The sequence below is a fragment of the Phenylobacterium montanum genome, from assembly GCF_018135625.1.
Classification (GTDB): domain Bacteria; phylum Pseudomonadota; class Alphaproteobacteria; order Caulobacterales; family Caulobacteraceae; genus Poindextera; species Poindextera montana.
This window is the reverse complement of record NZ_CP073078.1, coordinates 3,640,509-3,665,486: the sequence shown is the minus strand read 5'-3', so window position 1 is coordinate 3,665,486 and position 24,978 is coordinate 3,640,509. Positions and strand designations below refer to the sequence as shown.

The 24,978-nt window shown below is 69.5% G+C and carries 29 protein-coding genes; 16 read left to right on the top strand and 13 right to left on the bottom strand.

Annotated elements, in window-relative coordinates:
* Positions 1-46 precede the first annotated feature (46 nt).
* The 5 genes from KCG34_RS16530 to leuB are packed head-to-tail and all read left to right on the top strand — an operon-like array spanning position 47 to position 3,655.
* Positions 47-817: a hypothetical protein gene (locus KCG34_RS16530; protein WP_211936727.1), complete on the top strand. Its 771-nt coding sequence runs from the start codon at positions 47-49 to the stop codon at positions 815-817.
* A gap of 46 nt (positions 818-863) precedes the next feature.
* A complete protein-coding gene (locus KCG34_RS16525) occupies positions 864-1,667 on the top strand; it encodes a VOC family protein (protein ID WP_211936726.1) in 804 nt (267 codons plus the stop codon).
* 11 nt (positions 1,668-1,678) lie between these two features.
* Complete coding sequence (leuD, locus tag KCG34_RS16520) at positions 1,679-2,293, top strand: 3-isopropylmalate dehydratase small subunit (RefSeq protein WP_211936725.1); 615 nt, start codon at positions 1,679-1,681, stop codon at positions 2,291-2,293.
* Complete coding sequence (locus KCG34_RS16515; RefSeq protein WP_211936724.1) at positions 2,290-2,592, top strand: putative quinol monooxygenase; 303 nt, start codon at positions 2,290-2,292, stop codon at positions 2,590-2,592. Before leuD ends, KCG34_RS16515 begins: the two co-directional genes overlap by 4 nt.
* A gap of 10 nt (positions 2,593-2,602) precedes the next feature.
* On the top strand, positions 2,603-3,655 hold the full coding sequence (gene leuB, locus KCG34_RS16510; RefSeq protein WP_211936723.1) for a 3-isopropylmalate dehydrogenase: 1,053 nt from the start codon (positions 2,603-2,605) through the stop codon (positions 3,653-3,655).
* 179 nt (positions 3,656-3,834) lie between these two features.
* Here the strand turns inward: leuB and KCG34_RS16505 are convergent, their stop codons facing one another.
* Together KCG34_RS16505 and KCG34_RS16500 are read right to left on the bottom strand one after the other, a co-directional pair.
* Positions 3,835-4,596: a M48 family metallopeptidase gene (locus KCG34_RS16505; RefSeq protein ID WP_249138054.1), complete on the bottom strand. Its 762-nt coding sequence runs from the start codon at positions 4,594-4,596 to the stop codon at positions 3,835-3,837.
* A 3-nt stretch (positions 4,597-4,599) separates the two neighbouring features.
* Positions 4,600-5,061 (bottom strand): hypothetical protein, encoded by a 462-nt coding sequence (locus KCG34_RS16500; protein ID WP_211936722.1) that lies wholly within the window; start codon positions 5,059-5,061, stop codon positions 4,600-4,602.
* A 138-nt stretch (positions 5,062-5,199) separates the two neighbouring features.
* Between KCG34_RS16500 and KCG34_RS16495 the strand changes: the two genes are divergently transcribed.
* The 4 genes from KCG34_RS16495 to KCG34_RS16480 all read left to right on the top strand — a co-directional run bounded on the left by KCG34_RS16495 (position 5,200) and on the right by KCG34_RS16480 (position 9,734).
* Positions 5,200-7,599, top strand: a complete 2,400-nt coding sequence (locus tag KCG34_RS16495; protein ID WP_211936721.1) for a DNA translocase FtsK — start codon at positions 5,200-5,202, stop codon at positions 7,597-7,599.
* An 86-nt stretch (positions 7,600-7,685) separates the two neighbouring features.
* Complete coding sequence (locus KCG34_RS16490; RefSeq protein WP_211936720.1) at positions 7,686-8,330, top strand: LolA family protein; 645 nt, start codon at positions 7,686-7,688, stop codon at positions 8,328-8,330.
* Positions 8,331-8,562: 232 nt separating this feature from the next.
* Entirely contained in the window at positions 8,563-9,369 is an 807-nt protein-coding gene (xth, locus tag KCG34_RS16485; RefSeq protein WP_211936719.1) for an exodeoxyribonuclease III, read from the top strand.
* A 173-nt stretch (positions 9,370-9,542) separates the two neighbouring features.
* Entirely contained in the window at positions 9,543-9,734 is a 192-nt protein-coding gene (locus KCG34_RS16480) for a hypothetical protein (protein ID WP_211936718.1), read from the top strand.
* Between the two features lie 12 nt (positions 9,735-9,746).
* On the opposite strand, the gene KCG34_RS16475 is transcribed toward KCG34_RS16480, so the two are convergent.
* Positions 9,747-10,445, bottom strand: a complete 699-nt coding sequence (locus KCG34_RS16475; RefSeq protein ID WP_211936717.1) for a MarC family protein — start codon at positions 10,443-10,445, stop codon at positions 9,747-9,749.
* A gap of 89 nt (positions 10,446-10,534) precedes the next feature.
* On the opposite strand from KCG34_RS16475, the gene pyrF reads away from it, so the two are divergent.
* Positions 10,535-11,260: an orotidine-5'-phosphate decarboxylase gene (pyrF, locus tag KCG34_RS16470; RefSeq protein WP_211936716.1), complete on the top strand. Its 726-nt coding sequence runs from the start codon at positions 10,535-10,537 to the stop codon at positions 11,258-11,260.
* A 7-nt stretch (positions 11,261-11,267) separates the two neighbouring features.
* Here the strand turns inward: pyrF and KCG34_RS16465 are convergent, their stop codons facing one another.
* Together KCG34_RS16465 and KCG34_RS16460 are read right to left on the bottom strand one after the other, a co-directional pair.
* Positions 11,268-11,738 (bottom strand): hypothetical protein, encoded by a 471-nt coding sequence (locus KCG34_RS16465; RefSeq protein ID WP_211936715.1) that lies wholly within the window; start codon positions 11,736-11,738, stop codon positions 11,268-11,270.
* A gap of 85 nt (positions 11,739-11,823) precedes the next feature.
* Entirely contained in the window at positions 11,824-12,021 is a 198-nt protein-coding gene (locus KCG34_RS16460; RefSeq protein WP_211936714.1) for a DUF1674 domain-containing protein, read from the bottom strand.
* Between the two features lie 60 nt (positions 12,022-12,081).
* Here KCG34_RS16460 and KCG34_RS16455 point away from each other — a divergent pair, with 60 nt between their 5' ends.
* Positions 12,082-13,452 (top strand): RsmB/NOP family class I SAM-dependent RNA methyltransferase, encoded by a 1,371-nt coding sequence (locus tag KCG34_RS16455; protein ID WP_211936713.1) that lies wholly within the window; start codon positions 12,082-12,084, stop codon positions 13,450-13,452.
* A gap of 4 nt (positions 13,453-13,456) precedes the next feature.
* On the opposite strand, the gene KCG34_RS16450 is transcribed toward KCG34_RS16455, so the two are convergent.
* The 3 genes from KCG34_RS16450 to timA are packed head-to-tail and all read right to left on the bottom strand — an operon-like array spanning position 13,457 to position 15,761.
* Positions 13,457-13,963: a Smr/MutS family protein gene (locus tag KCG34_RS16450; RefSeq protein ID WP_211936712.1), complete on the bottom strand. Its 507-nt coding sequence runs from the start codon at positions 13,961-13,963 to the stop codon at positions 13,457-13,459.
* Positions 13,960-15,150, bottom strand: a complete 1,191-nt coding sequence (locus tag KCG34_RS16445; protein WP_211936711.1) for an MltA domain-containing protein — start codon at positions 15,148-15,150, stop codon at positions 13,960-13,962. The genes KCG34_RS16450 and KCG34_RS16445 overlap by 4 nt, the downstream gene beginning before the upstream one ends.
* A gap of 2 nt (positions 15,151-15,152) precedes the next feature.
* Positions 15,153-15,761: a TIM44-related membrane protein TimA gene (gene timA / locus KCG34_RS16440; RefSeq protein WP_249138053.1), complete on the bottom strand. Its 609-nt coding sequence runs from the start codon at positions 15,759-15,761 to the stop codon at positions 15,153-15,155.
* 193 nt (positions 15,762-15,954) lie between these two features.
* Between timA and secB the strand changes: the two genes are divergently transcribed.
* Entirely contained in the window at positions 15,955-16,434 is a 480-nt protein-coding gene (gene secB, locus KCG34_RS16435; RefSeq protein WP_211936710.1) for a protein-export chaperone SecB, read from the top strand.
* Positions 16,435-16,440: 6 nt separating this feature from the next.
* On the opposite strand, the gene dnaQ is transcribed toward secB, so the two are convergent.
* Genes dnaQ through KCG34_RS16410 form a run of 5 tightly spaced genes read right to left on the bottom strand, consistent with a single transcriptional unit; the run spans position 16,441 to position 20,098 of the window.
* Positions 16,441-17,166 carry a DNA polymerase III subunit epsilon gene (dnaQ, locus tag KCG34_RS16430; protein WP_211936709.1) on the bottom strand — a complete coding sequence of 242 codons (726 nt, stop codon included), beginning with the start codon at positions 17,164-17,166 and terminating at the stop codon, positions 16,441-16,443.
* Positions 17,167-17,173: 7 nt separating this feature from the next.
* Positions 17,174-17,812: a dephospho-CoA kinase gene (coaE, locus tag KCG34_RS16425; RefSeq protein WP_211936708.1), complete on the bottom strand. Its 639-nt coding sequence runs from the start codon at positions 17,810-17,812 to the stop codon at positions 17,174-17,176.
* Complete coding sequence (gene aroE, locus KCG34_RS16420; RefSeq protein ID WP_211936707.1) at positions 17,809-18,666, bottom strand: shikimate dehydrogenase; 858 nt, start codon at positions 18,664-18,666, stop codon at positions 17,809-17,811. The genes coaE and aroE overlap by 4 nt, the downstream gene beginning before the upstream one ends.
* Positions 18,663-19,256 (bottom strand): Maf family protein, encoded by a 594-nt coding sequence (locus tag KCG34_RS16415; RefSeq protein ID WP_211936706.1) that lies wholly within the window; start codon positions 19,254-19,256, stop codon positions 18,663-18,665. The genes aroE and KCG34_RS16415 overlap by 4 nt, the downstream gene beginning before the upstream one ends.
* Positions 19,253-20,098, bottom strand: a complete 846-nt coding sequence (locus tag KCG34_RS16410) for a pyruvate, water dikinase regulatory protein (protein ID WP_211936705.1) — start codon at positions 20,096-20,098, stop codon at positions 19,253-19,255. The genes KCG34_RS16415 and KCG34_RS16410 overlap by 4 nt, the downstream gene beginning before the upstream one ends.
* A 533-nt stretch (positions 20,099-20,631) precedes the next feature.
* Here KCG34_RS16410 and hemE point away from each other — a divergent pair.
* The 4 genes from hemE (at position 20,632) to rho (ending at position 24,846) form a co-directional block, all read left to right on the top strand.
* Complete coding sequence (gene hemE / locus KCG34_RS16405; RefSeq protein WP_211936704.1) at positions 20,632-21,678, top strand: uroporphyrinogen decarboxylase; 1,047 nt, start codon at positions 20,632-20,634, stop codon at positions 21,676-21,678.
* Positions 21,678-22,739 carry a ferrochelatase gene (gene hemH, locus KCG34_RS16400; protein WP_367576004.1) on the top strand — a complete coding sequence of 354 codons (1,062 nt, stop codon included), beginning with the start codon at positions 21,678-21,680 and terminating at the stop codon, positions 22,737-22,739. The genes hemE and hemH overlap by 1 nt, the downstream gene beginning before the upstream one ends.
* Before the next feature lie 56 nt (positions 22,740-22,795).
* On the top strand, positions 22,796-23,200 hold the full coding sequence (locus tag KCG34_RS16395) for a CopD family protein (RefSeq protein WP_211940857.1): 405 nt from the start codon (positions 22,796-22,798) through the stop codon (positions 23,198-23,200).
* Between the two features lie 248 nt (positions 23,201-23,448).
* Positions 23,449-24,846 carry a transcription termination factor Rho gene (gene rho, locus KCG34_RS16390; protein ID WP_211936702.1) on the top strand — a complete coding sequence of 466 codons (1,398 nt, stop codon included), beginning with the start codon at positions 23,449-23,451 and terminating at the stop codon, positions 24,844-24,846.
* Positions 24,847-24,978: the final 132 nt, after the last annotated feature.

Here is a 24,978-nt window from a genome sequence, read left to right as displayed (position 1 = left end):
TTCCGGTAAAGCTTCCGCGGACAACCATTGCGGGAGAACGGCGCCCATGTTCGGATCCTTGTTCAAGGGCCCTCGGTTCCTGGACGCCGACCTTGAGGATTGGCACCTGGAGACCTGGGCCTGGCTGATGCGCCATCGCGGCGGCATGGGTCTGGTCCGCCAGACGCCGCTGGTCCTGCCCAGCCGCGACTATTTCCCGCCTAGCGAAGCCGCCGGCGAGGCCCGGGCCGAGCACGTGTTCAGCTGCGTGCGCGAGCTGATGGGCATGCAGAACTGGCCCTGCCGGCTGGAGGCCCGCGAGCGGGCCTCGACCGCGCGGGTCGGCGAATTCTGGGCGCTGCAAAGCACCGGCCAGGCCGGCGGCACGTTCCAGGTGGTCAATGGCGAGGCGATCATCTGCTATGCGCGCGAACTGGTCGACAAGCCGGCCCAGCTGGTGGCGACCTTCGCCCACGAGCTGTCGCATTTCCTGCTCTGCACCGTCGAGGAGCCGCCGCCGGGCGGCGAGGCTGGGCACGAACTGGCCACCGAACTTTGCGTCGCCTATCGCGGCCTGGCCGTCTTCAGCGCCAACACCGCCTTCACCTTCGAGCAGCATGGCGACACCTTCTCGCAGGGCTGGCGCTCGCAGCGGTCCGGCTATTTCTCGCCACGCGGCTGGGCCTTCGCCCTGGCGACCTTCCTCGAGCTGAAGGCGGCGCCGGCGGAGGAGGGCCTGAAGCACCTGAAACCGGAAATCGCCGACATGATGAAGGCCGCGCGGCGCTACCTGGCCAAGCGGCCCGAAAAGCTGGCGCCCCTGCTCGCCCTGACGTGACGGCGCGGACTCCCGTCCATGCGACAGCCCGGTATAGGATCGGGCCATGATCACCGGCATAGACCACATCGCCCTCGCCGTCGCCGACTTGGAGGCGGGGACCGCGGCCTACGAGGCGCTGCTCGGCCGCCCGGCGGAGCGGACGGAACCGGCCGGTGGGGCGCGGCGGGCCTGGCTGAGGCTGGAGAATTTGGCGATCGAGATCATCGCGGCGGAGGGCGAAGGGCCTGCGGGCGACCGGGTGCGCGCCCGGCTGGCCGAGCAGGGCGAGGGGCTGTTGGCCATCGCCTTCGCGACCTCCGACCTGGAGGCGGCGGTCAAGCTCTGCGAGCGGCGCGGGCTTTCCGTAGCCGCCGCGCCCGGAACGGCGCTCAAGGCAGCGTTCATCGCGCCGGAGTCCAGCCACGGCCTGCCGCTGGCGCTGTGCGAGGCGGAGCCCATTCCACGGTCGGCCTTAACCGACGGCGCCGCCTTGCACGCCCTGGACCATGTGGTGGTGCAGACCCCGAACCCGGACCGGGCCGCGGCCCTCTACGGCGCGCGGCTGGGGCTGTACCTCAGGCTGGACCGCACCAACCCGGCCTGGAACAGCCGGCTGCTGTTCTTCCGCTGCGGGAAGAGCGTGGTCGAGATCGGCCATGGTCTGGACTCTACCGGCGACGGCCCTGACCGCTTCGGCGGCCTCGCCTGGCGCACCCGCGACCCGCACGCCGCCCGCGAGCGCATCGCCGCGGCCGGCTTCAACGTCTCGGAGGTGCGCCAGGGCCGAAAGCCCGGCACCCACGTCTTCACCGTCCGCGACCGCACCGCGGGCGTTCCCACTCTGGTCTTGAGCGCCGCGAGCGATTAAGCGTCTTTCCCATGCAGCCCTTCACCCATCTCGACGGCAAGGCCGCCCCGCTGGCCATCGCCAACCTGGACACCGACCAGATCATCCCCAAGCAGTTCCTCAAGACCGTGGAGCGCGAGGGCCTGGCCAAGGGCCTGTTCTACGACCTGCGCTTCGACGGCGAGGGCAAGGAACGGCCCGACTTCGTGCTGAACCAGGCCGCCTATCAGGGCGCCAGCGTGCTGATCGCCGGCGATAATTTCGGCTGCGGCTCCAGCCGCGAGCATGCGCCCTGGGCGCTCCTGGACTTCGGCGTCCGCTGCGTGATCGCCCCGTCCTTCGCCGACATCTTCTACAACAACTGCTTCAACAACGGCCTGCTGCCCCTGACCCTGCCGGAAGCCCAGGTGCGCGAGTTGATGGACGAGGCCAAGGGCGGCAATCACATCTTCAGCGTCGACTTGGAGAGCCAGACGGTGGTCTCGCCCTCGGGCAAGACCTTCGCCTTCGAGATCGACCCGGGCCGCAAGGAAAAGCTGCTGAAGGGCCTGGACGCGGTGGGCGAAACCCTGGTCCACGCTGGCGAGATCGGCCTGTTCGAAGAACGCCGCAAGCTGGCCCAGCCCTGGCTGGAGCGCAGGCCATGAAGGTGATCGTCGCCGGCAGCGTGCGGGTCCAGCCCGGCAGCCTGGAGCGGTTCCTGCCGCACATGCGCGAGATGCTGGACGCCTCCCGCGCCGAGGAAGGCTGCATCGTCTACAGCTATGCCGAGGACGTGGCCGATCCGGGCCTGATCCGGGTCTTTGAGGTCTGGCGCGACCGCGGCGCCCTGACCGCACACTTCCAGACCGAGCACATGGCGAAATGGCGCGCATTGTGGCCAGAGTTCGGGGTTTCCGAGCGCAGCATCACCGCCTACGACGTGGCCGACGAGCGCGTCATCTAGAGGACCTTCCATGAGCACGCTTCTGCTTCTCCCGGGCGATGGCATCGGCCCGGAGGTGATCGAACAGGTCCGCCGCGTGGCCAGCCGGCTGGCCAACGACCTGACGCTGGAGGAGCGGGCCTTCGGCGGGACCAGCTTCGACCAGTTCGGCACGCCGCTGACGGAGGAGGCTGAGGCCGTGGCCCTGGCCAGCGACGCCGTCCTGATGGGCGCGGTCGGCGGGCCGAAGTGGGCCGGCGCGCCGCGGGCTCAACGGCCGGAAGCGGGCCTCTTGCGCCTGCGCCAGGCGATGAACGTCTACGCCAACCTGCGCCCCGCCATCTGCTTCGACGCCCTGGCCGGCGCCTCGGCGCTGAAGCCGGAGTTCGTCTCCGGCCTCGACATCATGATCGTGCGCGAGCTGACCGGCGGGGTCTATTTCGGCCAGCCGCGGGGCATCGAAACCCTGGCCGACGGCCAGAAACGCGGGGTCGACACCCAGGTCTACACGACCAGCGAGATCGAACGCGTCAGCCGCGTCGCCTTTGAGCTGGCCCGCGGCCGGCGCAACAAGGTGACCAGCTGCGAGAAGTCCAACGTCATGGAGACGGGCCTTCTGTGGCGCGAGGTGGTCACCGCCCTGCACGCCCGCGACTATGCCGACGTGCAGCTGGAGCACATGCTGGCCGACAACGCGGCCATGCAGCTGGTCAAGAACCCGCTGCAGTTCGACGTGATCGTCACCGACAACCTGTTCGGCGACATCCTGTCGGACGAGGCGGCCATGCTGACCGGGGGCATCGGCCTTCTGCCCTCCGCCGCCCTGGGCGATCCCGGCAAGCCCGGCCTCTACGAGCCCATCCACGGCTCGGCCCCTGACATCGCGGGGCAGGGCCTGGCCAACCCGCTGGCGGCGATCCTGTCCTTCGAGATGGCCCTGCGCTGGTCGCTGGGCCGCACCGACCTGGCCGACAAGCTGAACGCGGCGGTCAAGGCGGCGCTGGAGGAAGGCGCGCGGACGCGGGACATCGGCGGGTCGCTGACGACCGCGCAGATGGGTGATGCTGTGTTGAAGGGGCTGTAGGCTTCCTACCGCCCCCTTACCTCGTCATCCCGGCCGGAGGCCCGTGCAGCGGGCTGGAGAGCCGGGACCCAGCACACCAGGTCTCGACGCGCGACGATGGCGGCGTCGAAGTCGGTGCGGCTGGGTCCCGGCTCTTCGCTGCGCTCCGGCCGGGATGACGAGGTTTTGAGGGCCGCGCCTCACCCACCCCCAAACGCATGCAGCCGGGCACCGTGCTCCCGCAGCCATTCCCGGTGCGGGCGGTGGTCGCCGACCAGATCTTTTACCACCGCCCAGAACCGCGGCGAGTGGTTGGCTTCCACCAGGTGGGCGACCTCGTGGGCGGCGACGTAGTCGGCGACGGCGTAAGGGGCCAGGATCAGGCGCCAGGAATAGCGGATGCGACCGACCTCGCACTCGGCGCCGAAGCCGCGGCTGCGGGGCGGGCGGCAGGAGCCCCAGCGGGAGCGGGCGTCGGCGACGCTGACCGTGGGCAGAGGCTTGCCGATGGCGGCGACATGAACCTCGGTGCGTTCGGACAGGAAGCCCAGGGCCTCGGCCTTGAGCACACGGATCACGCCATTGGAAAAGCGCGCGGGGTCGCCGCCGACACCGATCCGCGCCGGCTCGCCGCCCGCCGCGGGGTGGAAGGCCGCGCGACCAGGGCGATGGGCCAAAAGGCAGGGCCGGCCGAGGACCTCGATCGCCTGGCCGGGGACCAGTCCTAGCGGTTGCGGTCGGGCGGCGAGCTGGTGGCGGATCCACTCGGCCCGCTGCTGAGCGAAATCGGCCGCGGCCGAGAGCTGGCGCAGGTTAGGGGCGGTGGCCACCATCTCGCCGCTGGCGAGGTCGAGGCGCAGGGAGACCCGGCGGGCGCGGCTGTTGACCCGCAGGCGCACGGGCACGCCGGCGACCTCGATCCGGTCGCCATCGGCCAGGCGCTGGCGAAAGAACAGGTTCAAGGCTCAGCCGCGCTTCCAGAACACGCCGCTGCGGGCGACATAGCGGTTGGGCAGGGTCTTGCGCCCGGAGTCCACATAGCCCTCGCGCGTCATCAGCTCGGCCACCAGGGCGGCGGCGGTAGCCACGGCCTCGTCGCTGAGCCGGTAGGCGGCGCCGAATTCCTCATGCAGCAGGGGATCGACCCCGGCTATGGCCGGCAGGCCGTCGAGGGTAGCCTCGATGCAGGCCGAGCGGCCCTCCGGCGAGGTGACGATCTCGGCCATGCGGGCGCGCATGGGATCGTCGTCGTCCAGCCGGGCGGGCTCGGCATAGGGCAGGCCTAGAAGCTCGATCTCGCGCGCCAGCTGGTTGCCGTCGGCGGTTCTCAGGCCGCGGGCGCGCTTCCAGATCGCATAGCGTTCCTCGGGCGTGCGCGCCGCGAGGGAGGAGCGGGTCCAGCCGCCGATGAAACGTTCTTCCGCCATGAGCGAATCTTAGCCTGGAGGCGTGACGGGATTAAGCTGAAATCCGAACGGTGCGGCGCTGCGATTCAGCCCATGGTAAACACGCCTTAACCCTCTTGGCCGAAACCTGCGGCGGGCTTTAGGGAGTATCAGCGTACGATGGCCAGGGTAGCGCGACGGTCGGGCCTGGAATGGATGTGGGCGGTGGCCGAGGCCGGCTGGCGCCATCCCATGGCTGCCCGCCTCCGCGGCGTGGCGGCCGCGACGCTCGGTGTGTTCCTCTTGATCGCCTTCGCCACCTATCGCGTCACGGACCCGAGCCTGAACGCGGTGTCCGGCGAGCGGCCGCACAACCTGATGGGTCGGCTGGGCGCCGATGCGGCCGACCTGGGGCTGCAGTCCCTGGGCCTGGGCGCGTGGCTGCTGGCCATAGTATTGCTGGTGATGGGCCTCGGGCGGATCGCCGATCGCGATCCGGACCTGTCGCGCCCGGTGCTGCGGCGGCGGATGTGGTTCGGCCTGGTGGGCCTGCTGGCCCTGGCCGGGGTGCTGACGGCCCTGCCGACGCCGGCGACCTGGCCCCTGGCCCGCGGCCTGGGCGGCTTCTGGGGCGACAGCCTGCTGAACGGTTTCGCCGCCCTGCTGCGCATGGCCCACGCTCCGGGTGGGCGGACGATCGGCGCCGGCGTGCTGGCGGTGGTCGCCGCGGTGACCTTGGGCGCCGCCGTCGGCCTGGGCCGCCTCAGCCCCATGGCCATCATCGCCGCCCTGACCGCGCCCCGCGCCCCGCGAGCGCCCAAGCTGAAGCCTGCGCCCCGCCATGAACCGGAGGTGGCCCGCGCGAGACAGGAACGACCCGCCCGCCGTGGCGTCCACATCGAGCTGCCGGCCGACCCGCCAGCGGGAACTCCGGCCGCCGCCGCGCCCGAGTCGGACGAGGACGACGCCGACCCGCGCGCCCAGCCCGCCGTGAAGACGCCGCGCACGCCGGCCCCGCGCGGCTCGGACCGCGAGCAGCGCGAGAACCAGCAGAGCTTCGACTTCGTCCGGCCCAGCGGCTTCCACCTGCCGGAACTGTCCATGCTGGCCAAGCCCAAGCCGCGCTCGGCCATGTTCGACGAGGGCGCCCTGCGCCAGAATGCCCGCATGCTGGAAAGCGTGCTGGCCGAGTTCGGGGTCAAGGGAACCGTCGACCAGATCCGCGCCGGCCCGGTGGTCACCCTTTATGAACTGGTCCCCGCGCCCGGGGTGAAGTCCGCCCGGGTGGTGGCCCTGTCGGACGACATCGCCCGCTCGATGAGCGTCGCCGCCTGCCGCGTCTCGGTGGTGCAGGGGCGCAACGCCATCGGCATCGAGCTGCCCAACACCCGCCGCGAGACCGTCTATCTGCGCGACCTTCTGGCCGCCCCCGAGTTCGAGCGCGCCAGCCAGAACCTGCCCCTGGCGCTCGGCGAATCCATCGGCGGCGAGCCCTATATCGTCGACCTGTCGAAGATGCCCCACCTGCTCATCGCCGGCACCACCGGCTCGGGCAAGTCGGTGGGGGTCAACGCCATGATCCTGTCGATCCTCTACCGCCTGGCCCCGCATCAGTGCCGCTTCATCATGATCGACCCCAAGATGCTGGAGTTGTCGGTCTATGACGGCATCCCGCACCTCCTGGCGCCGGTCGTCACCGACCCGAAGAAGGCCATCGTCGCGCTGAAATGGACCGTGCGCGAGATGGAGGACCGCTATCGCAAGATGTCCAAGATCGGCGTGCGCAACGTCGCCGGCTACAACGAAAAGGCGCTGGAGGCCCAGGCCAGGGGCGAGCATTTCGTGCGCACGGTGCAGACCGGCTTCGACGAGCAGGGCCGCCCGGTCTATGAGGAGGAGAAGCTCAGGCCAGAGCCCATGCCCTATCTGGTGGTGGTGATCGACGAGGTCGCCGACCTGATGATGGTGGCGGGCAAGGATATCGAGGGCGCTGTCCAGCGCCTGGCCCAGATGGCCCGCGCCGCCGGCATCCACCTGATCATGGCCACCCAACGCCCGTCGGTGGACGTGATCACCGGCACCATCAAGGCCAACTTCCCGACCCGGATCAGCTTCCAGGTCACCTCCAAGATCGACAGCCGCACCATCATGGGCGAGCAGGGGGCCGAGCAGCTGCTGGGCCAGGGCGACATGCTGTACATGGCCGGCGGCGGGCGCATCACCCGCCTGCACGGGCCGTTCGTCAGCGACGGCGAGGTCGAGGCGGTGGCCAAGTTCCTGCGCGACCAGGGCGAGCCGCAATATCTGGAGGAAATCACCGCCGGCGGCGACGACGAGGACGGCGAGGGCGGCGACATGTTCGGCGAGGGCGGCGGCTCGGGCGACGACCTCTATGACCGCGCCGTGGCCGTGGTCACCCGCGACCGCAAGGCCTCGACCAGCTACATCCAGCGCCGGCTGCAGATCGGCTACAACCGCGCCGCCTCGCTGATGGAGCGGATGGAGCAGGAGGGCATCGTCGGCCCCGCCAACCACGCCGGCAAGCGGGACATTCTGGCTGGGCCGCCCCCCCCGATCTGAGCCTTTCGCCAAACTGGCGCCGTGATCGCGTTGCTTTTCCGGCCGTGTTGCGCGTTAGAACGGCGCAACGAGCCGAGGAGTCCGACTTGAGCCATCGACAGACCACCCGCCGCAGCCTTCTCGCCGGCGCCCTTTCGCTGGCCGCACTGCCGGTGCTGGCCCAGCCTTCGCCCGACGACCTCAGCGACGAGGACAAGGCGGTGGTGGCCAAGGCCGCCGCCTATCTGGACGGGCTGAACGAACTGAAGGGCCGCTTCGAGCAGACCGACCCGCGCGGGCGCACCACCAATGGCGACCTCTACCTGTCTCGGCCCGGCCGGGCGCGGTTCGCCTACGATCCGCCCTACGGCATGGTGACGGTCTCGGACGGACGCAGGGTCTGGGTCTATGATCCCCGGCTGAAGACGGTGAACCACTATCCCCTGAGCGCGACCCCCCTGTCCCTGTTCCTGGCCGAGCACGTGCGGCTGGACCGCGGGGTCAGCGTGACCAATGTCGACCATTTCAGCGACGGTTTCGCCCTCACCGCGGTCGACGCCCGTCACCGGTCCCAGGGGCAGATCACCCTGGTGTTCGCCGACGCCCCCGTGCGCTTGCGCGAATGGAGCCTGACCGACGGCCAGGGCCGCACCACCCGCATTCGTCTGACGGGCCTTCATGCAACCTCGGGGCTGGATCCTGCCCTGTTCGCGCCGCCGGGTGGCGGGGGGGCGACAGCGGCACAGCCCTGAATTGAGACATATTCGTCACAATCAAGATTGAAACGGATTTCGTATTGACTTTTTTTGCCCCAAGTGGCACATTTAACACGCATGAGGCGTAGGACTGACCTCCGACGCTTTGTTTCCGTCCCGGATCCCAATCCCCTCCCGGCGGCGGCATGAGAGACGACTTCAGACGCCCGAGCGCGGCCCTCCGCCTCGGGCGCTTTTTTTGCGCGCCGGGTCGTGAGATGAAGCCGGCATGCGCCTTCGAATCTGCACCTGGAACGTCAACTCCGTCCGCCTGCGCGTCGAGCAGGTCGCCCGTTTCGTCGCCGAGCAGCAGCCGGATGTGCTGTGCATGCAGGAGATCAAGTGCCAGGCGCCCGAGTTCCCGCGCGAGGCCTTCGAGGCCATGGGCCTGCCGCACCTGGCCATCGCCGGGCAGAAGGGCTGGCATGGCGTGGCCACCGCCTCGCGCCTGCCGCTGGAGCCGGGCGCCGACTGGGGCGCCTGTCGCGAGGGTCATGCCCGCTCGGTGGCCGTGAAGGTCCAGGGCGTCGAGATCCAGAACTTCTACATCCCCGCGGGCGGTGACATCCCCGACCGGACCTTGAACCCCAAGTTCGACCACAAGCTCGATTTCCTCGAGCGGCTGTCGGCCAAGGCCGCGGCGGCCGGCCCCAAGGCGCCCCTGGTCATCACCGGCGACTTCAACGTGGCCCCCGGCGAATTCGACGTCTGGAGCCACAAACAGATGCTGAAGATCGTCAGCCACACCCCGATCGAGCTGGCGGCGATCGAGAAGCTGCGCGCCTCCGCCGGCTTCGTCGACCTGGTGCGCGAGACCACGCCGGACCCGACCAAGCTGTTTTCGTGGTGGAGCTATCGCGCCGCCGATTTCCGCGCCTCCAACCGGGGCCTGAGGCTGGATCACATCTGGGCCACCCCCGCCCTGCACGCCCAGGCCTTCGCCGGGCGGGGCGCCGAGGCCCGCATCCATGACGACGTGCGCGCCTGGGAGCGGCCCAGCGACCACGCGCCGGTGATCGCCGACCTCGCGCTCTGAAGATTGAACCAGAGGGCGGCCGGCGCGGAATTCAGGAACGCCAGACCGCATTCCCCGGCGGCGATTTGGTCGCATTCGCAAAAGGCGATAAGATCAGGGCCGGGTTTAAGCGAGCGCGCCGCGCATCGCCGATGCGCCCCGCTTCAGCGCTCGCGCCGAACGGAGGTCCGCCCATGACCCAAACCTATCGCCAGCATCTCCATGAGCACCAGGACGGCGACGGCGTCGATCTGCCCCTCAGCAAGGTTCGCGGCGCCGAACGACACGGGGTGATCTGGATGCTGGCCGCCTCGACCCTGGCCGCGGTGATCGCCATGGCCGGGATCGTGCTGATCAACTATCCGAGCCTGGCCCACCTTCTCTGAAGGTGAACGCGCCTACTTGTCCGTCTCGTAGGGCGAGACCGCGTCGTGCCGCACGAGATTGTGGGTCGAGGCCGCGACTCCGGCGATGATGAACTGCACCGCCATGGCGCAGAGGATCAGGCCCAGGATGCGCACGACGATGGTCATGCCGATGCGGCCCAGGGCGCGCGAGATCAGGCTGGTCATCCAGAACGACACCAGGATCGACAGGGCGATGGCGGCGATCACCCCAACGCCCGCCCCCATGCCCCGGATGCCGAAATCCTTGGCCTCGGCGGCATAGATCACCACGGTCGAGATCGCTCCCGGCCCGATCAGGAGCGGCATGGCGAAGGGCACCACCAGGCGTTCGAACCGGCGCCGGGCGTAGGCGCTGGTGGACAGGGGCTCGGCGCCCTCCTCGCTCTCGTCGGCGAAGCGGGCGGTGAAATCGTCGCGCACCATGTCGAGGCCCAACAGGAACAGGAGGATGCCGCCGGCGATGCGGAAAGCCGGCATGGAGATGCCGAAGAACTGCAGGATCGAGAGACCGCTGAAATAGATCAGCGTCAGAAACACCAGCGAGAATAGGGCGATATAGGCAGCCAGCCGCCGCCGGCCGGCCGGGGTCGCGCCCACTGTCGCCGCCGCGAACAAGGGCACGTTGCCCACCGGGTCGATCAGGGCGAACAGGGCGACGAAGAAGTTGACCGAGAGTTCTGCAAGGCTCATGTTTTTGTCTTAGCCTAAATCCTCGAAATCCGCGCCGCCCCGCTCGTTCGAAACGCCGGGTCGCGCGCCCGTACGCTACGGAGCCCTCGATGACCCTCGCCGCCGCCCGCCTGCAGGACACGCCCGCCGATCCGCGGCTGATCATCCCGCTGGACCTGCCGACACGCGCTGACGCCGAGGCCATGGTCGAGCGGCTGGGCGATGCGGTCAGCTACTACAAGATCGGCCTGCAGCTTCTGGCCGGCGGCGGCATGGACATGGCCAAGGACCTGAAGCGCCGCGGGCGCCAGGTGTTCCTGGACTGGAAGCTGCACGACATCGGAGCCACGGTGGAGAAGGCGACGGCGGCCATCGTCGCCACCGGCGCCTGCGATCTCCTGACCGTGCACGCCGAACCCCAGGTGATGGCCGCCGCCGTGCGCGGACGGGCCGGCGCGCTGGGGGTCAAGATCGTCGGGGTGACCGTGCTGACTAGCCTGTCGGAAGACGACCTGGTCCAGCTCGGCTATGGGCTGAAGGTCCGCGACCTGGTCGAGCGGCGCATCCGCCAGGCCCTGGATGCGGGCCTCGACGGGGTGGTGGCCAGCCCGCACGAGGCCGAGCTGGCGCGCCAGATCGGCGGGCCGGGCTTTCTGGTGGTGACGCCGGGGGTGCGGCCGTCCTGGTCCAAGGCCGACGATCAGGCCCGCGCGGCGACCCCGGCAGAGGCCCTGCGCGCCGGCGCCAGCCACCTGGTCTGCGGCCGGCCGATCACCGCCGCCAATGACCCGCGCGCGGCGGCGCTCAGCGTGGTGCAGGAGATGGCGGAGGCCTGAGTCTCTTCTACCAGTGGCCGCCCTTGCCGCAGCCACAGCCGTGTCCGCCATGACCGCCGATCCCGACGTGGACGGCGATATTGGCCGAGACGCTGGCCTGGGCCGCCGCAAAGGCGTTGGCGCGGGCGAAGGCCCCGGCGTTCGCCGCCCCCGAGCCCTGGGCATAGGCGAATCCGCCGCCTCCGCCTCCGCCGCCCACATTGGCGGGGCCGACCCCGCCGCTGAGCCAGAGGTCCGAGACCTGGACCTCCTGCGGCGGCGGCGCTTCAGGCGCGGGGCGCCATTCGCTGGGGCCCTCGACAATGTGGTCGATGATCACCTTCTCGCGCACGATGGTCCGCACATGGGTCAGGTGGTGACGAACGGCGTGCGGCCGGCAGCAGCACGCCGCACGCGGATGGGCGCTGGCGGCTGAGGCGCCCGCCGCCGCCAGGGCGAGGACGAACAGGGGCGCTAGTCTGGCGAGCTTGAACGGCATGGCCGGCTCCGGGGCTTGGTCGCTGTCCGGTCTACGCACCTGTGCGCGACCCTGCGAGTCCATACGCGCCTGGGGTGAACGGCGATCAGAAGTCGACAGCGATCCCTTTTCGCTCCCAGTCGCCGAACCGCGTGGGTTCGGGGCCTGCCGGGCCGCCCCGTTCCTCGACCTTTTTCGCCTCTTCGGCGACCAGCCGGCGGCGTTCCGCCGCCTCTTCCAGCGCCCGCTGGGCGGCCGGGCTGAGCGGCTTGTCGGGGGCGGCGTGTTCGGGAAGTTCCGTCATGGGCGGATTTTGCGCCCTTTTTGCTTGATTGTCAGCGGCCTTTGGGGGCACGGGGCGCGGATGAAACCCCCTCGCCCGTCCGGCCCACGCCGCCCACGCCCGACGCCCAACGCCCGCAAGCCCAGGCCCAAGCCGGACGCCGCCCATACGGAAACACCCCTCGGCGAAGGCCTGGACGCCCGCCGGGCGGCGCTGGACCTGGTGGCCGCGGCGCTGGATCACCGCGGCGGGCTCGAGGAGGCCCTTGTGCGCAAGCCCTTCGCCGGGCTGGAGCTGCGCGATCGGGCCCTGGCGCGAATGACGGCCATGACCCTGCTGCGGCGGCTGGGCGCGATCGACCGCCTTTTGGACGCCAAGCTGGCCAAGCCGCCGCCGGAGGCGGTGCGTATGCTGTTGCGCCTGGGCGCGGCGCAGCTGTTGTTCATGGACGTCCCCGCCCACGCGGCGATCGACACTACCGTGCGCCTGGCTGGCGCCGCCGAAGCCACGCGGCCGTTCAAGGGCCTAGTCAACGCCGTGTTGCGCGGTCTGCAGCGCGACGGGGCCCCCGACGCCGACCCCGAGGTCCTGGCCCCCGGCTGGCTGTTCGCCCGTTGGCGTGCGGCCTATGGCGAGGCGGACGCCCGGGCCATGGCCGCGGTGATCGCCGAGGAGCCCCTGACCGACCTCAGCCTGCGCCAAGCCGAGGGCGCCGGCGAACTGGCGGAAGCCCTGGAGGCCGAAGTCCTGCCCGGCGGGTCGCTGAGGTCGCAAAAGCGCGGCGACGTCGCCGACTGGCCCGGCTATGCCGAGGGCCGTTGGTGGGTGCAGGACGCGGCCGCCGCCATCCCCGCCCGGCTGCTGGCCATCCAACCCGGCGAGACGGCCATCGACCTTTGCGCCGCCCCGGGCGGCAAGACCCTGCAGCTCGCGGCTGCGGGGGCCAAGGTCACGGCCCTCGACCGCTCCGCCCAGCGGCTGCGCCGCTTGACCCAGGCCCTGGAACGGACTGGCCTCACCGCCGAGGTGGTCGCCGCCGAAGCCGAGCGTTGGGAGGATTCGCGCCGCTTCGACGCCGTCCTACTGGACGCGCCCTGTTCCGCGACGGGCACCTTCCGGCGGCATCCGGATGTTCTCTGGGGCACGCGCCCCGGCGACATCGCCAAACTGGCGGGCGTGCAGGCGCGGCTCATGGACAGCGCCGCCGAACGGGTGAAGCCGGGGGGGCGGCTGGTCTATTGCGTCTGTTCGCTGGAGACCGAAGAGGCCGAGGCCCAGGCTGAGGCCTTCCTGGCGCGGCATGAGGATTTCGCCTTGGCCCCGGTCCAGCCCGGTGAAGGTGGGGCGCCCCAAGGCGCGGTCACCAAGGCCGGCCTCCTGCGGGTGCTGCCGCACCAGCTGCCGGGCGGCGCCGACGGCTTCTTCGCCGCCCGGTTCGTGCGCAAGGCCTGAAGCCTCAGCCTCGCTGCCGCTTGAGCGCCACATAGAGCGCCCCAGCGCCGCCGTGGTGGCGCTGGGCTTCCGAGACCCCGGCGACCAGGGCCCGCAAGGGCGGCTCGGCCAGCCAGTGGGGGACCATGCGGCGCAGGACGCCGTCGCCCAGGGCGCCCTTGCCGGTGATCACCAGCACCGCCCGCCAGCCGTCCTCTGAGGCCCGGGCGATGAAACCGGTCAGGGCCTGGCGCGCGCGATCCTGGTCGAGGCCATGCAGGTCTATGCGCGGGCCAAGTTCCTGTTCGCGGACGATACGGCGCTTGCGGCGGGGCTCGATGCCTTCGAGCGGGCCGTGCCTCTTGATCTGTGGCCTGGCGGCCGGGGCCGGTTGTGGCGCGACCGCCGGCAAGGTTTCGGGCTTGGTTTCGAGCGGCAAGGCCGTGGGGAAATGCCGCCCCGGCGCCGGCCGCACGGTGGCGGCGACCTTGGCCCAGATGTGGGTCTCCTCCGGACGCAGCCTGCGGGTCACTGGGTGGCCGAGCCGACAGGAGCCAAGGCGTAGAGGCTGAGCACATGGCGCACCCGGCCCGCTTCCAGCCCTGCGGCGGCGCCGGCGCCGATATAGAGATCGGCCCTGACCTCGCCCTTGATCGCCCCGCCGGTGTCGAGGGCCATGGCGATGCGGCGATAGGCCGGCATGGCGCCGTTCAGGGTCGGGGCGACGGCGTCGATCCAGTAGAGCCCGCCCATGGCATGTCTCGCGGGATCGACCGCCAGCGAACGCCCGGGAATCAAGGGCACGCCCGCCGTTCCGACCGGCTCGGCCCCATCATCGGCCTCCAGGCGGAAGAACACATAGCGCGGGTCCTGGCGCATCACGGCGTCCGCTTCCGGCCCGCGATGGACGGCGAGCCAGTTCCGCACCGCCTCGGCCGAAGCATCCCCCGCCGCCAGGGCGCCGCGGTCGCGCAGGATGTTGGCTACGCCGACGAACGGCCGGCCATTGTTGCCGGCATAGACCGCCTTCAGCCGGCGGCCTTCCGGCAGGCGCAGCACGCCTGAGCCCTGGATCTGCAGGAAGAACAGGTCCTCGGGCCGCATCCAGGCCAGGGGCGCGTCCGCGGGCGCGGCCTCGATCGCCGCGCGGTCGGGATAGGGGACCAGCTGGCCGCCGACGATGCGGCCGCTGATCTTGCGGCCGGTCAGGGTAGGGTCGAACTGGCCAAGGTCGATCAGCACCAGGTCGGCGGGCCGCGCGCGCACCGGGGCGGTGAACTCTCCACGGCGGCTGGCGCGGGCCTCGTATTCCGGGGCGAAATAGGCGGTCAGGAGGCCGCCATCACCGACCGGCTCGGCGCGGAAATTGGCTTCAAGGAAATCACGCGCAGCGGCCTCGCCCAAGGCGCCGACGTTCCGGGCCCTACGGCAGGCGGCGGCCATGTCCGGGTTGGGGGCGACGCTACAGCCGGCCTCGAAGGCCAGCAGCGCGGCGGCGTGGTCCTCCTGCGCCCAGCCGGGAAGATCGGCGAGGTGCAGGCTGAGCCGCGGCGGCGGCGTCGATCTGGGCGGCGCGGCCGGCGGGGCAGGGCTTGGGGCAGGCTGGGCCGGCGGGGCGGGTATGGGCGGCGGCGCAACCGGCGCAGGTGGGGCCGTGGCGCAGGCGGCCAGGATCGCGAGAGCGGCTGCGATCGCCGCCAGCCTCCAGCATCGCCCCATGCTCACGCCTCCGCGGCGTCGACGCGGACCAGGGTCCAGTTGGGGTCGCGGCTGGTGAAATAGCGCTCGAAGGTCCAGATCTCGGCGGTGCGGCGCTCGTCCACAGCCTCGCCTTCGGGTCCATGGGTGCGGCTGCGCAGCTCCGCAAGGAAGCGCACCTTGGCCCGGGCCAGGTCGCCGACCACCTCGGCGAAATCAAGGTCGGTGCGGGCGGGGTGCACGAACTCGACCGTCTCGTGGCGGTTCTCGGCTGCGCGGGCCGCGATCACGGGGTCGAAGCGGGCGAACACCTCCTCTGAGACCAGGCGGCGAAGGGTTTCGCGGTCGCCCTCGGCGAAGGCCTTGACGATGGTCTCGTAGGCGATGCGGGCGCCGTCGAGGAATCGTCCGATGTCGAAGCTGGCGTCGCGGGCGCGGATGGCGGCGACACCCGCCGGCTGCGGCTCGGCCTCGGCCTCCGGCTGCGGCGCCGCCGGCGCGCCGACGCGGTGCACCGGCGCGGTCAGGCCATCCTCGGGCTGGCGCCCGACGCGCCGGCCCAGCACAGCGTAGAGCTGGTAGAGCACCACGGCGGCCAGCACGGCCAGGATGAGCAGTTCCAAGACTTGCACGGCGATACCGAGTCAGCGCCCGTCGCGAGCGAAGCCAACGCCCGACGGACTGGGTTCTATATAATCCGCGCCTCGCGCCGCGTCAGGCGCCGCGTTGCGCCGCGTTCGTGCGCGTGATAGCAGCCCCGCTTCATGCCTCCAAGGCGCGCCGCCCGGTTTGCGGTGCGTCAAGCCATATGGAACTGTCCCTTTCATGACCGACACCGAAACCCCGGCCGCCGCCCCCGCCGAAGGCCCGGGCATGCGCGTTCTCGCCCAGTTCATCCGCGATCTGTCGTTCGAGAACCCGCGCGCGCCGGAATCGCTGCGCGCCGGCGGGGTCCAGCCGCAGATCGAGCTCGGCGTCGAGATGAACGCGAGGGCGCGGCCGGACGGTCTCTACGAGGTCGACCTGAAGCTGAACGCCACCGCCAAGGGCACGGCCGAAACCGTGTTCCAGGTCGAACTGGTCTATGGCGGCCTGTTCCAGATCACCGGCGTTCCGGAGACCGAGCTGGAGCCGGTGCTGCTGATCGAATGCCCGCGCTACCTGTTCCCCTACGCCCGGCGAATGATTTCGGACCTGACCAGCGAGGGCGGGTTCCCGCCGTTCATGATCGACCCGATCGACTTCGTGGCGGTCTATACGGCGCGTCAGGCCCAGTTGGGCGGCCAGCCGGTCGGGCAGGCCTGACCCGTACTATTCCACCGCCACCCCCCAGCGCGCCCAGATCGCGCCGGACTTGATGGTTCCCTTGATGAAGGCCTCGTGCGCCGCGCGCTCCTCCTCGGTGGAGCGCGGGGCGAGCGGACGAGGCCGCGGGCCGTGGCTGACGGCGGCGACGCTCGTCGGGCCGGCCGTGGTCCGGCGCTGGGCCTGCTGGGGCGCCAGGTCCAAGCCCCGCTCCTTGCCGCCGCGCAGCTCGAGATAGACTCCGGCCAGCAGCTGGGCGTCCAGCAGGGCGCCATGCTTGGTGCGGTCCGCCAGCGAGATCTTGAACCGCTTGCAGAGCGCATCCAGCGAATTGTACATGCCCGGGAATTTCTTCTGGGCCAGGGGCAGGGAGTCGATCCAGCGCGACTCTTCGAGGATCGGTCGGTTCGCCCGCTTCAGCTCGTGATTGATGAAGCCACGGTCGAAGCCGGCGTTGTGCGCGACGAGGCTCGCATCCCCGATGAATTCCAGCAGCGCGTCGCAGACCTCCGGCTGGTGAAAGCGCGGCTTGTCGGCCAGGAAGGCCAGGGAGATGCCATGCACCCGCTCGGCCTCGGGATCGATTTCGCGGTCGGGGTGGATGTACTTATGGAAGGTCCGGCCGGTGGGCAGGTAATCCACCAGCTCGATACAGCCGACTTCGATCAGCCGGTGGCCGGTCTTCGGGTCGAGGCCGGTGGTTTCGGTGTCGAGGACGATTTCGCGCAACATCCCATGATCATTGGGACGCTTCGCCGCCGGCTTCAAGGGCTCGCCTTGAACGCCATGTGGGCGATTTCAGCGCCGCGAGCACCTCGGCCACCTGAGCTCGGGCGGCTTCCAACCCCTGGCCGGTCTCGATGACGAAGTCGGCCCGGGCGCGTTTTTCCGCATCGGGCTTCTGGCGGGCGAGGATGGCGTCCAGCTTTTCCGGCGCCATCCCCGGGCGGGCCAGAACCCGTTCGCGCTGGAGGTCGGCCGGGGCGGAGACCACCACCACCGCATCGACATTGCGCTCGCCGCCGGTCTCGAACAGCAGGGGGATGTCCAGCACCACCACCTCGGCGCCGTCGGCGCGGGCCTTTTCGAAGAAGCCGCCGCGGCTGGCCCCCACCAGCGGGTGGACGATGGCCTCCAGCCGCTTCATCGCCGCCTCATCGCCCAGGACACGCTGGCCAAGCGCTGTACGGTCCACCGCCCCGTCCTTGATCACGCCGGGAAAGGCCGCCTCGATCGGGGCCACCGCCGCGCCCCCTGGCGCGTAGAGGGCGTGGACGGCGGCGTCGGCGTCATAGACCGGGGCGCCAGCCTCGGCGAACATGGCCGCGGTGGTCGACTTGCCCATGCCGATGGAGCCGGTGAGGCCGACGACGATCATGCATCCTGCTCCAGGGCGGCGAGGGCCAAGGCGCGCACGTCGACCCCCGCGGGCGGCGCCTGGCCGAAAAAGGCTTCGAACGACGGCGCGGCCTGCAGGATCAGCATCTCCAGCCCGTCGACCACCGGATGGCCGGCGCCCGCCGCATCCTCCAGCAGGCGCGTGGTAAGGGGCCGATAGACCATGTCCATCACCGGCGCGGAAGCCGGCAACGGGTCCAGCTCGATCTCCAACGGCGCCTGCCCCTCGAGGCCGAGCGAGGTGGCGTTGACCAGGGCGCCGGCGTCGTCCAACAGGCCGGGCAGTTCCGACCAGGCGTGGGCGGACACCGCTTCGCCCAGGGCGTGAGCTATGGCTTCGGCCCGCCCCTTGGTGCGATTGACCAGCCGGACCTTGGGCGCGCCGGCCAGGACAAAAGCGGCCGCCGCCCCGCGCGCAGCCCCGCCCGCGCCCAGGATCACGACCGGCGCCGCTGCCGGATCGAAGCCCGACGCCTGGCTGGCGAAGGCGCCCAGGAGGCCCTGGCCGTCGGTATTGTCTGCCTGGACCGAGCCGTCCTCGGCGAACAGCAGGAGGTTTGCGGCTCCCGCCAGTTGCGCGCGCGTGCTCGCCACGTCGGCGGCGGCGAGCGCCGCCTCCTTGAACGGCAAGGTGACGTTGATCCCGGCCAGGGACGAGCCGCGCAGGCCCTCGACCAGGTGCGGGAACCCTTCCTCGCTGGGGCTCAAGGCCAGATAGGCGCCGTCGATCCCGGCTGCGGCCAGCCAGGCGTTGTGGATCAGGGGGCTGAGCGAATGCCGGACCGGCCGCCCGACCACGGCAGCGAGGCGGGTGGCGCCGGAGATCCCGCTCATGACGCGATCGCGCCCTGCTCGCGCAGGAAGGCCAGGAGCGGCAGGAGCGGCAGGCCCAGAATGGCGAAATAGTCGCCCTCGATGCGCTCGAACAGCTGCGCCCCGGCGCCCTCGAGATGATAGCAGCCGACCGAGGACAAGACCGCCTGGCCGTGTCGCGCCAGGTAGGCGTCGAGGAAGGCGTCGGAAAAGTCGCGCATGGTCAGGGTCGAGCTTTCAGCGTGTCGCCAGACCACCCGCCCCTCCTCGGCCACGACCAGGCCGCCATGCAGCTGGTGGGTGCGGCCGCGCATGGCGACCAGCCTTTGGCGGGCCTCGTCCACATTGGCCGCCTTGTCGAACAGCTCGCCGGCCAGGTCCAGGGTCTGATCCGCGCCGATGACGAGGCCGGTCGTCTTGTTCGACACTGCCACGGCCTTGGCCTCGCCGAGGGCCTCGGCGATCGCCTTCGGCCCTGCGCATTCAGCCAGCATGCGCTGCTTTATGGCGTCCTCGTCGACGCCGGAGCTGACCTTGGAGAACACGACCCCGGCCGCGGACAGGAGGGCGGCGCGGGATTGGCTCTGGGACGCGAGCACCACTGGCTTCAAGACAGGACCTCGATCTGCCCGCCGCCGGAATTGATCACATTGATCACCTGGGCGGCGGTCTCCTCCACCGAGCGGCGGGTGACGTCGATCACCGGCCAGCCCTGGCGCTCGAACATCCGTCGCGCCTTGACGATCTCCTCGCGCACCGACTCGATCTCGATATAGCTGCTTTCGCGCTCCTCCCTGAGGTTCAGCAGGCGATTGCGGCGGATCTGGATCAGTCGGTCTGGGGAGACTGTCAGCCCGATCACCACCGGCCGCTTCAACCGGGTCAGGTTCGGCGGCGGCTCGGCCCCCGGCACCAGGGGCACATTGGCCGCGCGCACCCCGCGGTGGGCCAGGTAGATGCAAGTTGGGGTCTTGGAGGTGCGGCTGACGCCCACCAGCACGACGTCGGCGCTTTCCAGGTCGTCGGTTCCCTGCCCGTCGTCATGGCCGATAGCGTAGTTCAAGGCGTCCATACGGTTGAAATAGTCGTTGTCCAGGGCGTGCTGCACCCCGACCCGGGTCGAGAGCGAGGCGCCGAGATAGCGGCCCAGGGCCGCCACCAGCGGGTCCAGCGCCGCCACGCAGGTCATGTCCAGCTCGCGGCAGCCCGCTTCCAGCCGGGCGCGCAGGTTGCGGTCGACGATGGTGTGCAGCACCACCCCCGGCGCGCCGGCGATCTCCAGCAGCACCCGTTCGAGCTGCCGCTCGGAACGAACCAGCGCGTAGATGTGTTCGATGGGCAGAACATCGTCGAACCGGGCGCAGACCGCCCGGGCCAGGGCGTTCAGGGTCTCGCCGGTGGAATCGGAGACGAGATGGACATGGAAATAGGTGGCGAAACGCGAGGCGCTCATCGGCCGCTCTGAAGCAAGGGATTTGGGGTCAGGGGTTCGGTCAGGATCATGTGTGGTCGAAAGCCCCTGTGGAGCATCGGTTAATGAATGCTTAACGAGCGGTGGTCGGATTAACGAGTTGTTAACGAGAAAAGCCGGTCGCGGCCGCTTTGCCAAGGACGTTCGGGACAGTTTGCCGATTGTGGTCGCCGCCGTCCCCAGGCGCGGTGCGACAAACTGTCATGGGGATGTCACATTTCCCCCGCCGGGGCGCCAATCCCCTCTCCCCAGACCGGCGCCCAGACAGGATTTAACCTTTCATTAAGAAATTCGGTGGCCTGGCGGTCATCCCCGTTTTCCACAGCCCCGGGAGGCCTGGTGGAAATCCGCGGCCAGCGCGCGGTATGGCCGCAGATCGGATTCGGTGCGACTCGGTTATCCACGCTTGTCCCTGGCCATACCTCTTCCTCCTCTTTCTCATTAATATTTCTTTAAGAGATTAAGGGGCCGTACGGGGCTTGAGCCCAAGGGCTGTCCGGGCTTTAAGACCGGGTATGACCGGGCAGGCGAGCAGGGCTGAATCGCGTTTCCTAGGGGCGCTCGCGGGCGAGGTGACCGACCGGCCGCCGGTGTGGTTCATGCGTCAGGCTGGGCGCTACCTGCCGGAATATCGCGAGCTGAGGACCCGGGCCAAGGACTTCATCAGCTTCTGCCTCGATCCGGAAATGGCCGCCGAGGCGACTCTGCAGCCCATGCGCCGCTTCCCGTTCGACGCGTCCATCGTGTTCGCCGACATCCTGCTCCTGCCCCAAGCCCTGGGCCAGGAGGTGTGGTTCGAGGCCGGCGAGGGGCCAAGGCTGGGCGAACTTCCGCCCATCGAACGCCTGGCGGGCGAAGTCGAGGCCGCGGCGGGCCGGCTTTCAGCCGTGGGCGAGACCTTGTCCCGCGTGCGGGCGGTGCTGGAGCCGGAGCGGGCCCTGATCGGTTTCGCCGGTGCGCCCTGGACTGTGGCGACCTACATGATCGAAGGGCGCAGCAGCGATCGGACCCGGGCCAGAAGCTACGCCTTCGAAAAGCCGGACGATCTCGACGCCCTGATCGAAGTGCTGGTCCAGGCCACTATTCGCTACTTGACCATGCAGGTGGAGGCCGGGGCCCAGGCCCTGCAACTGTTCGAATCCTGGGCCGAGAATATCCCCGAAGACCTGTTCGAGCGCATCGTCACCCGTCCGCACGCCCGTATTGTCCAGGGCTTGAGGGCCGCCGGCGTCACCGTACCGGTGATCGGCTTTCCCCGTGGCGCCGGATCCCTGCTGACCGGCTATGCGGCCGGCGCGGGGGTGAACGCCGTCGGGCTGGACGTGCAGGCCAGCGCGGCCATGGGCCAGAGCCTGCAGCGCTCGCTGACGATCCAGGGCGCGCTCGATCCCTTGCTTCTGCGCGCTGGGGGCGATGGCTTGGATCGCCGTGTCGATCAGCTGCTGCAGCAATGGGGCGATGGGCCCTATGTGTTCAATCTGGGCCACGGTATCTTGCCGGATACGCCGATACGGCATGTGGAGCAGGTGCTGGCCAGGGTCACCGGATGGCGGAGAGCCTGATGGCGCGGGACGCCGGGCCGGCGCGGCGGGTGGCGGTGGTCCTGTTCAACCTGGGCGGACCCGACCGGCCCTCGGCGGTGCGCCCGTTCCTGTTCAACCTGTTCGCCGATCCCGCGATCATCCAGGTCCCGGCCCTGGTGCGCTATCCTCTGGCCCTGATGATCTCCTGGCTGCGCCAGGCCTCGGCCAAGGCCAACTATGCGCGGATGGGCGGGGCCTCGCCCCTCTTGCCTGAGACCGAGGCCCAGGCCGGCGCCCTGCAGGCCCTGCTCGCCACCCAGGCTCCGAGCTGTAGGGTCAAGACCTTCATCGCCATGCGCTACTGGCGCCCTTTCACCGCCGCCGCCGCCCGCGAGGTTGCGGAGTTCGAACCGGACGAGGTGGTGCTGCTGCCGCTGTACCCGCAGTATTCCACCACCACTACGGCCTCGTCGCTGAAGGCTTGGAGGGCGGCCTATCGCGGATCGGGCCGGGTGCGGGCGATCTGCTGCTATCCGACCCAGAAGGGCCTTGTCGAGGCTCACGCCCAGCGGATCCTGGGCGCCTTCGAAGCCGCCGGGCGTCCGGAAAAGTTGCGGTTGCTGTTCTCCGCCCACGGCCTGCCGGAAAAGGTGATCGAGGCGGGCGACCCCTACCAGTCCCAGGTCGAGGCGACCGCCGCAGCGGTGGTTCAGTGCTTGGGCGGCGAGTGGGACTGGCAGGTCTGCTACCAGAGCCGGGTCGGGCCGCTGAAGTGGATCGGCCCCTCCACCGCCGAGGCGATCGGTCAGGCGGCCAGGGAAGGCCTGGGCGTGATCGTCACCCCGATCGCCTTCGTTTCGGAGCATATTGAGACCCTGGTCGAGCTGGATCACGACTATGCCGTTCTGGCGGAGCAGGAGGGCTGCAGGCCTTATGTTCGCGTCCCGGCCCTTGGGCTGCACGAGGCTTTCATCGGCGGCCTGGCCGATCTGGTGGTCGGCTGCTTGAACCAGCCGGTCGGCGTCAGCCCCGGCGCCCCGCACCAGTGCGAAGCCTGTTATGGCCAGTGCCCTGGCCGAGTCGTGGAGATCGTGCGTTGAGAGGCGAGCCGTTCGAGTTGATCCGGGGCCTGCACATCCTGGCGGTGATCGCCTGGATGGCCGGCATGCTCTATCTGCCGCGGCTCTATGTTTATCACTGCAAGGCCACGCCGGGCTCGGAGATGGACGAAACCTTCAAGATCATGGAGCTGAAGCTGCTCCGCATGATCATCAATCCGGCCATGATCATGGCGGTGATATTCGGTGGAACCTTGGCCTGGCTTGACGCCGGCCTGATGGGTCCCCACTTCTGGCTCAGCCCGTGGGCGCTGACCAAGATCGCGGCGCTGGTTGTGCTGTTCAGCTGGCACGGCTTTCTAGCCCGGGCGCGGCGCGATTTCGCCAATGGCCGCAACCAGCGCTCCGAGCGCTTCTGGCGCATGACCAACGAGATTCCGTTCGTCCTGGCCATCATCATCGTGCTGTCGGTGACCACCAAGTTCGGCGGAATCCACAGCTGAGGCGGCGCCCCCTCGGCTCACGCTCTGCTTGACCTGACCTTCGGCATGTGGTTCCGCTTGGGGCGAGGCAAGGTTCCAAACCGCGCCGCCCTTCTCCTGTCGGACCCGCGTCCTTCCGTGACGCCGCAAGGTCCGAACCTCCCCATCGGCGCCGGATATTCAACATCTCCGGCGCGACAGACCAACCGTTGGGCCCTTCTCCGGGGTCCGCATGATCGCGTGAGCGATCCAGGAACTGAGTACTATCCATGCAAGACGAAACTATCGACACCCTGATCGATCCCGAAGCCGCCGACATTCTGGGCGAAGGCCCGGACGGTGGCGAAAACGGGGCCGAGGACGGGCCCTCCGCCGCCAGCCAGGCCATCGCCGCCATGGGGCTGACGCGCATGTCGCTACAGCAGCTGAAGGAGAAGTCCTCCGCCGATCTGGTGGCCTTCGCCGAAGCGCTGGAGATCGAGAACGCCAACTCAATGCTCAAGCAGGACATGATGTTCGCCATCCTCAAGGCCCTGGCCGAGGAAGGCGTCGAGGTCAGCGGCAGCGGCACTCTGGAAGTCGTGCAGGACGGCTTCGGCTTCCTGCGCAGCCCGGAAGCCAACTATCTGGCCGGCCCGGACGACATCTATGTCTCCCCCTCGCAGATCCGCAAATTCGGCCTGCGCACTGGTGATACGGTCGACGGCGGCATCCGCTCGCCGCGCGAAGGCGAGCGCTATTTCGCCCTGGTCAAGGTCGACCAGGTCAATTTCGAGAGCCCGGAGAACGTCCGCCACAAGGTCGCCTTCGACAACCTGACCCCGCTCTATCCCGAAGAGCGGCTGACCATGGAGATCGAGGATCCGACCCTGAAGGACCGCTCGGGCCGGATCATCGATATCGTCTCCCCGCTCGGCAAGGGCCAGCGCTGCCTGATCGTGGCGCCGCCGCGGGTGGGCAAGACGGTGATGCTGCAGAACATCGCCAAGTCGATCGCCGCCAACCACCCGGAAGCCTATCTGATCGTGCTGCTGATCGACGAGCGGCCGGAAGAAGTCACCGACATGCAGCGCACGGTGAAGGGCGAGGTGATCTCCTCGACCTTCGACGAGCCGGCCACCCGCCACGTGCAGGTCGCTGAGATGGTGATCGAAAAGGCCAAGCGCCTGGTCGAGCACAAGCGCGATGTGATCATTCTCCTCGATTCGGTCACTCGCCTCGGCCGCGCCTACAACACCGTGGTCCCCTCTTCCGGCAAGGTGCTGACCGGCGGCGTCGACGCCAATGCTCTGCAGCGGCCCAAGCGCTTCTTCGGCGCGGCGCGCAACGTGGAGGAAGGCGGCTCGCTGACCATCATCGCCACCGCCCTGATCGAGACCGGCTCGCGGATGGACGAAGTAATCTTCGAAGAGTTCAAGGGCACCGGTAACTCGGAAATCATCCTCGACCGCAAGGTCGCCGACAAGCGTATCTTCCCGGCCATCGACATCCTGAAGTCGGGCACCCGCAAGGAAGAACTGATTACGCCGAAGGATATTCTGCAGAAGACCTACGTTCTGCGCCGTATCCTCAACCCGATGGGGCCGCAGGACGCCATCGAATTCCTGATCGACAAGCTGCGGCAAAGCAAGAACAACGCCGACTTCTTCCAGTCGATGAATACCTGACTGCCTTACCCCTTGCGGGGGAAGGAGGGGCCCCCGCCCGCGCAGCGGGTGGGAGGATGAGGGGTCGCGCTGACCTCTCCATCCATTCTGCGCCGCGGCGTTGCTCTATCGGATGCGCTGGTGAGACCCCTC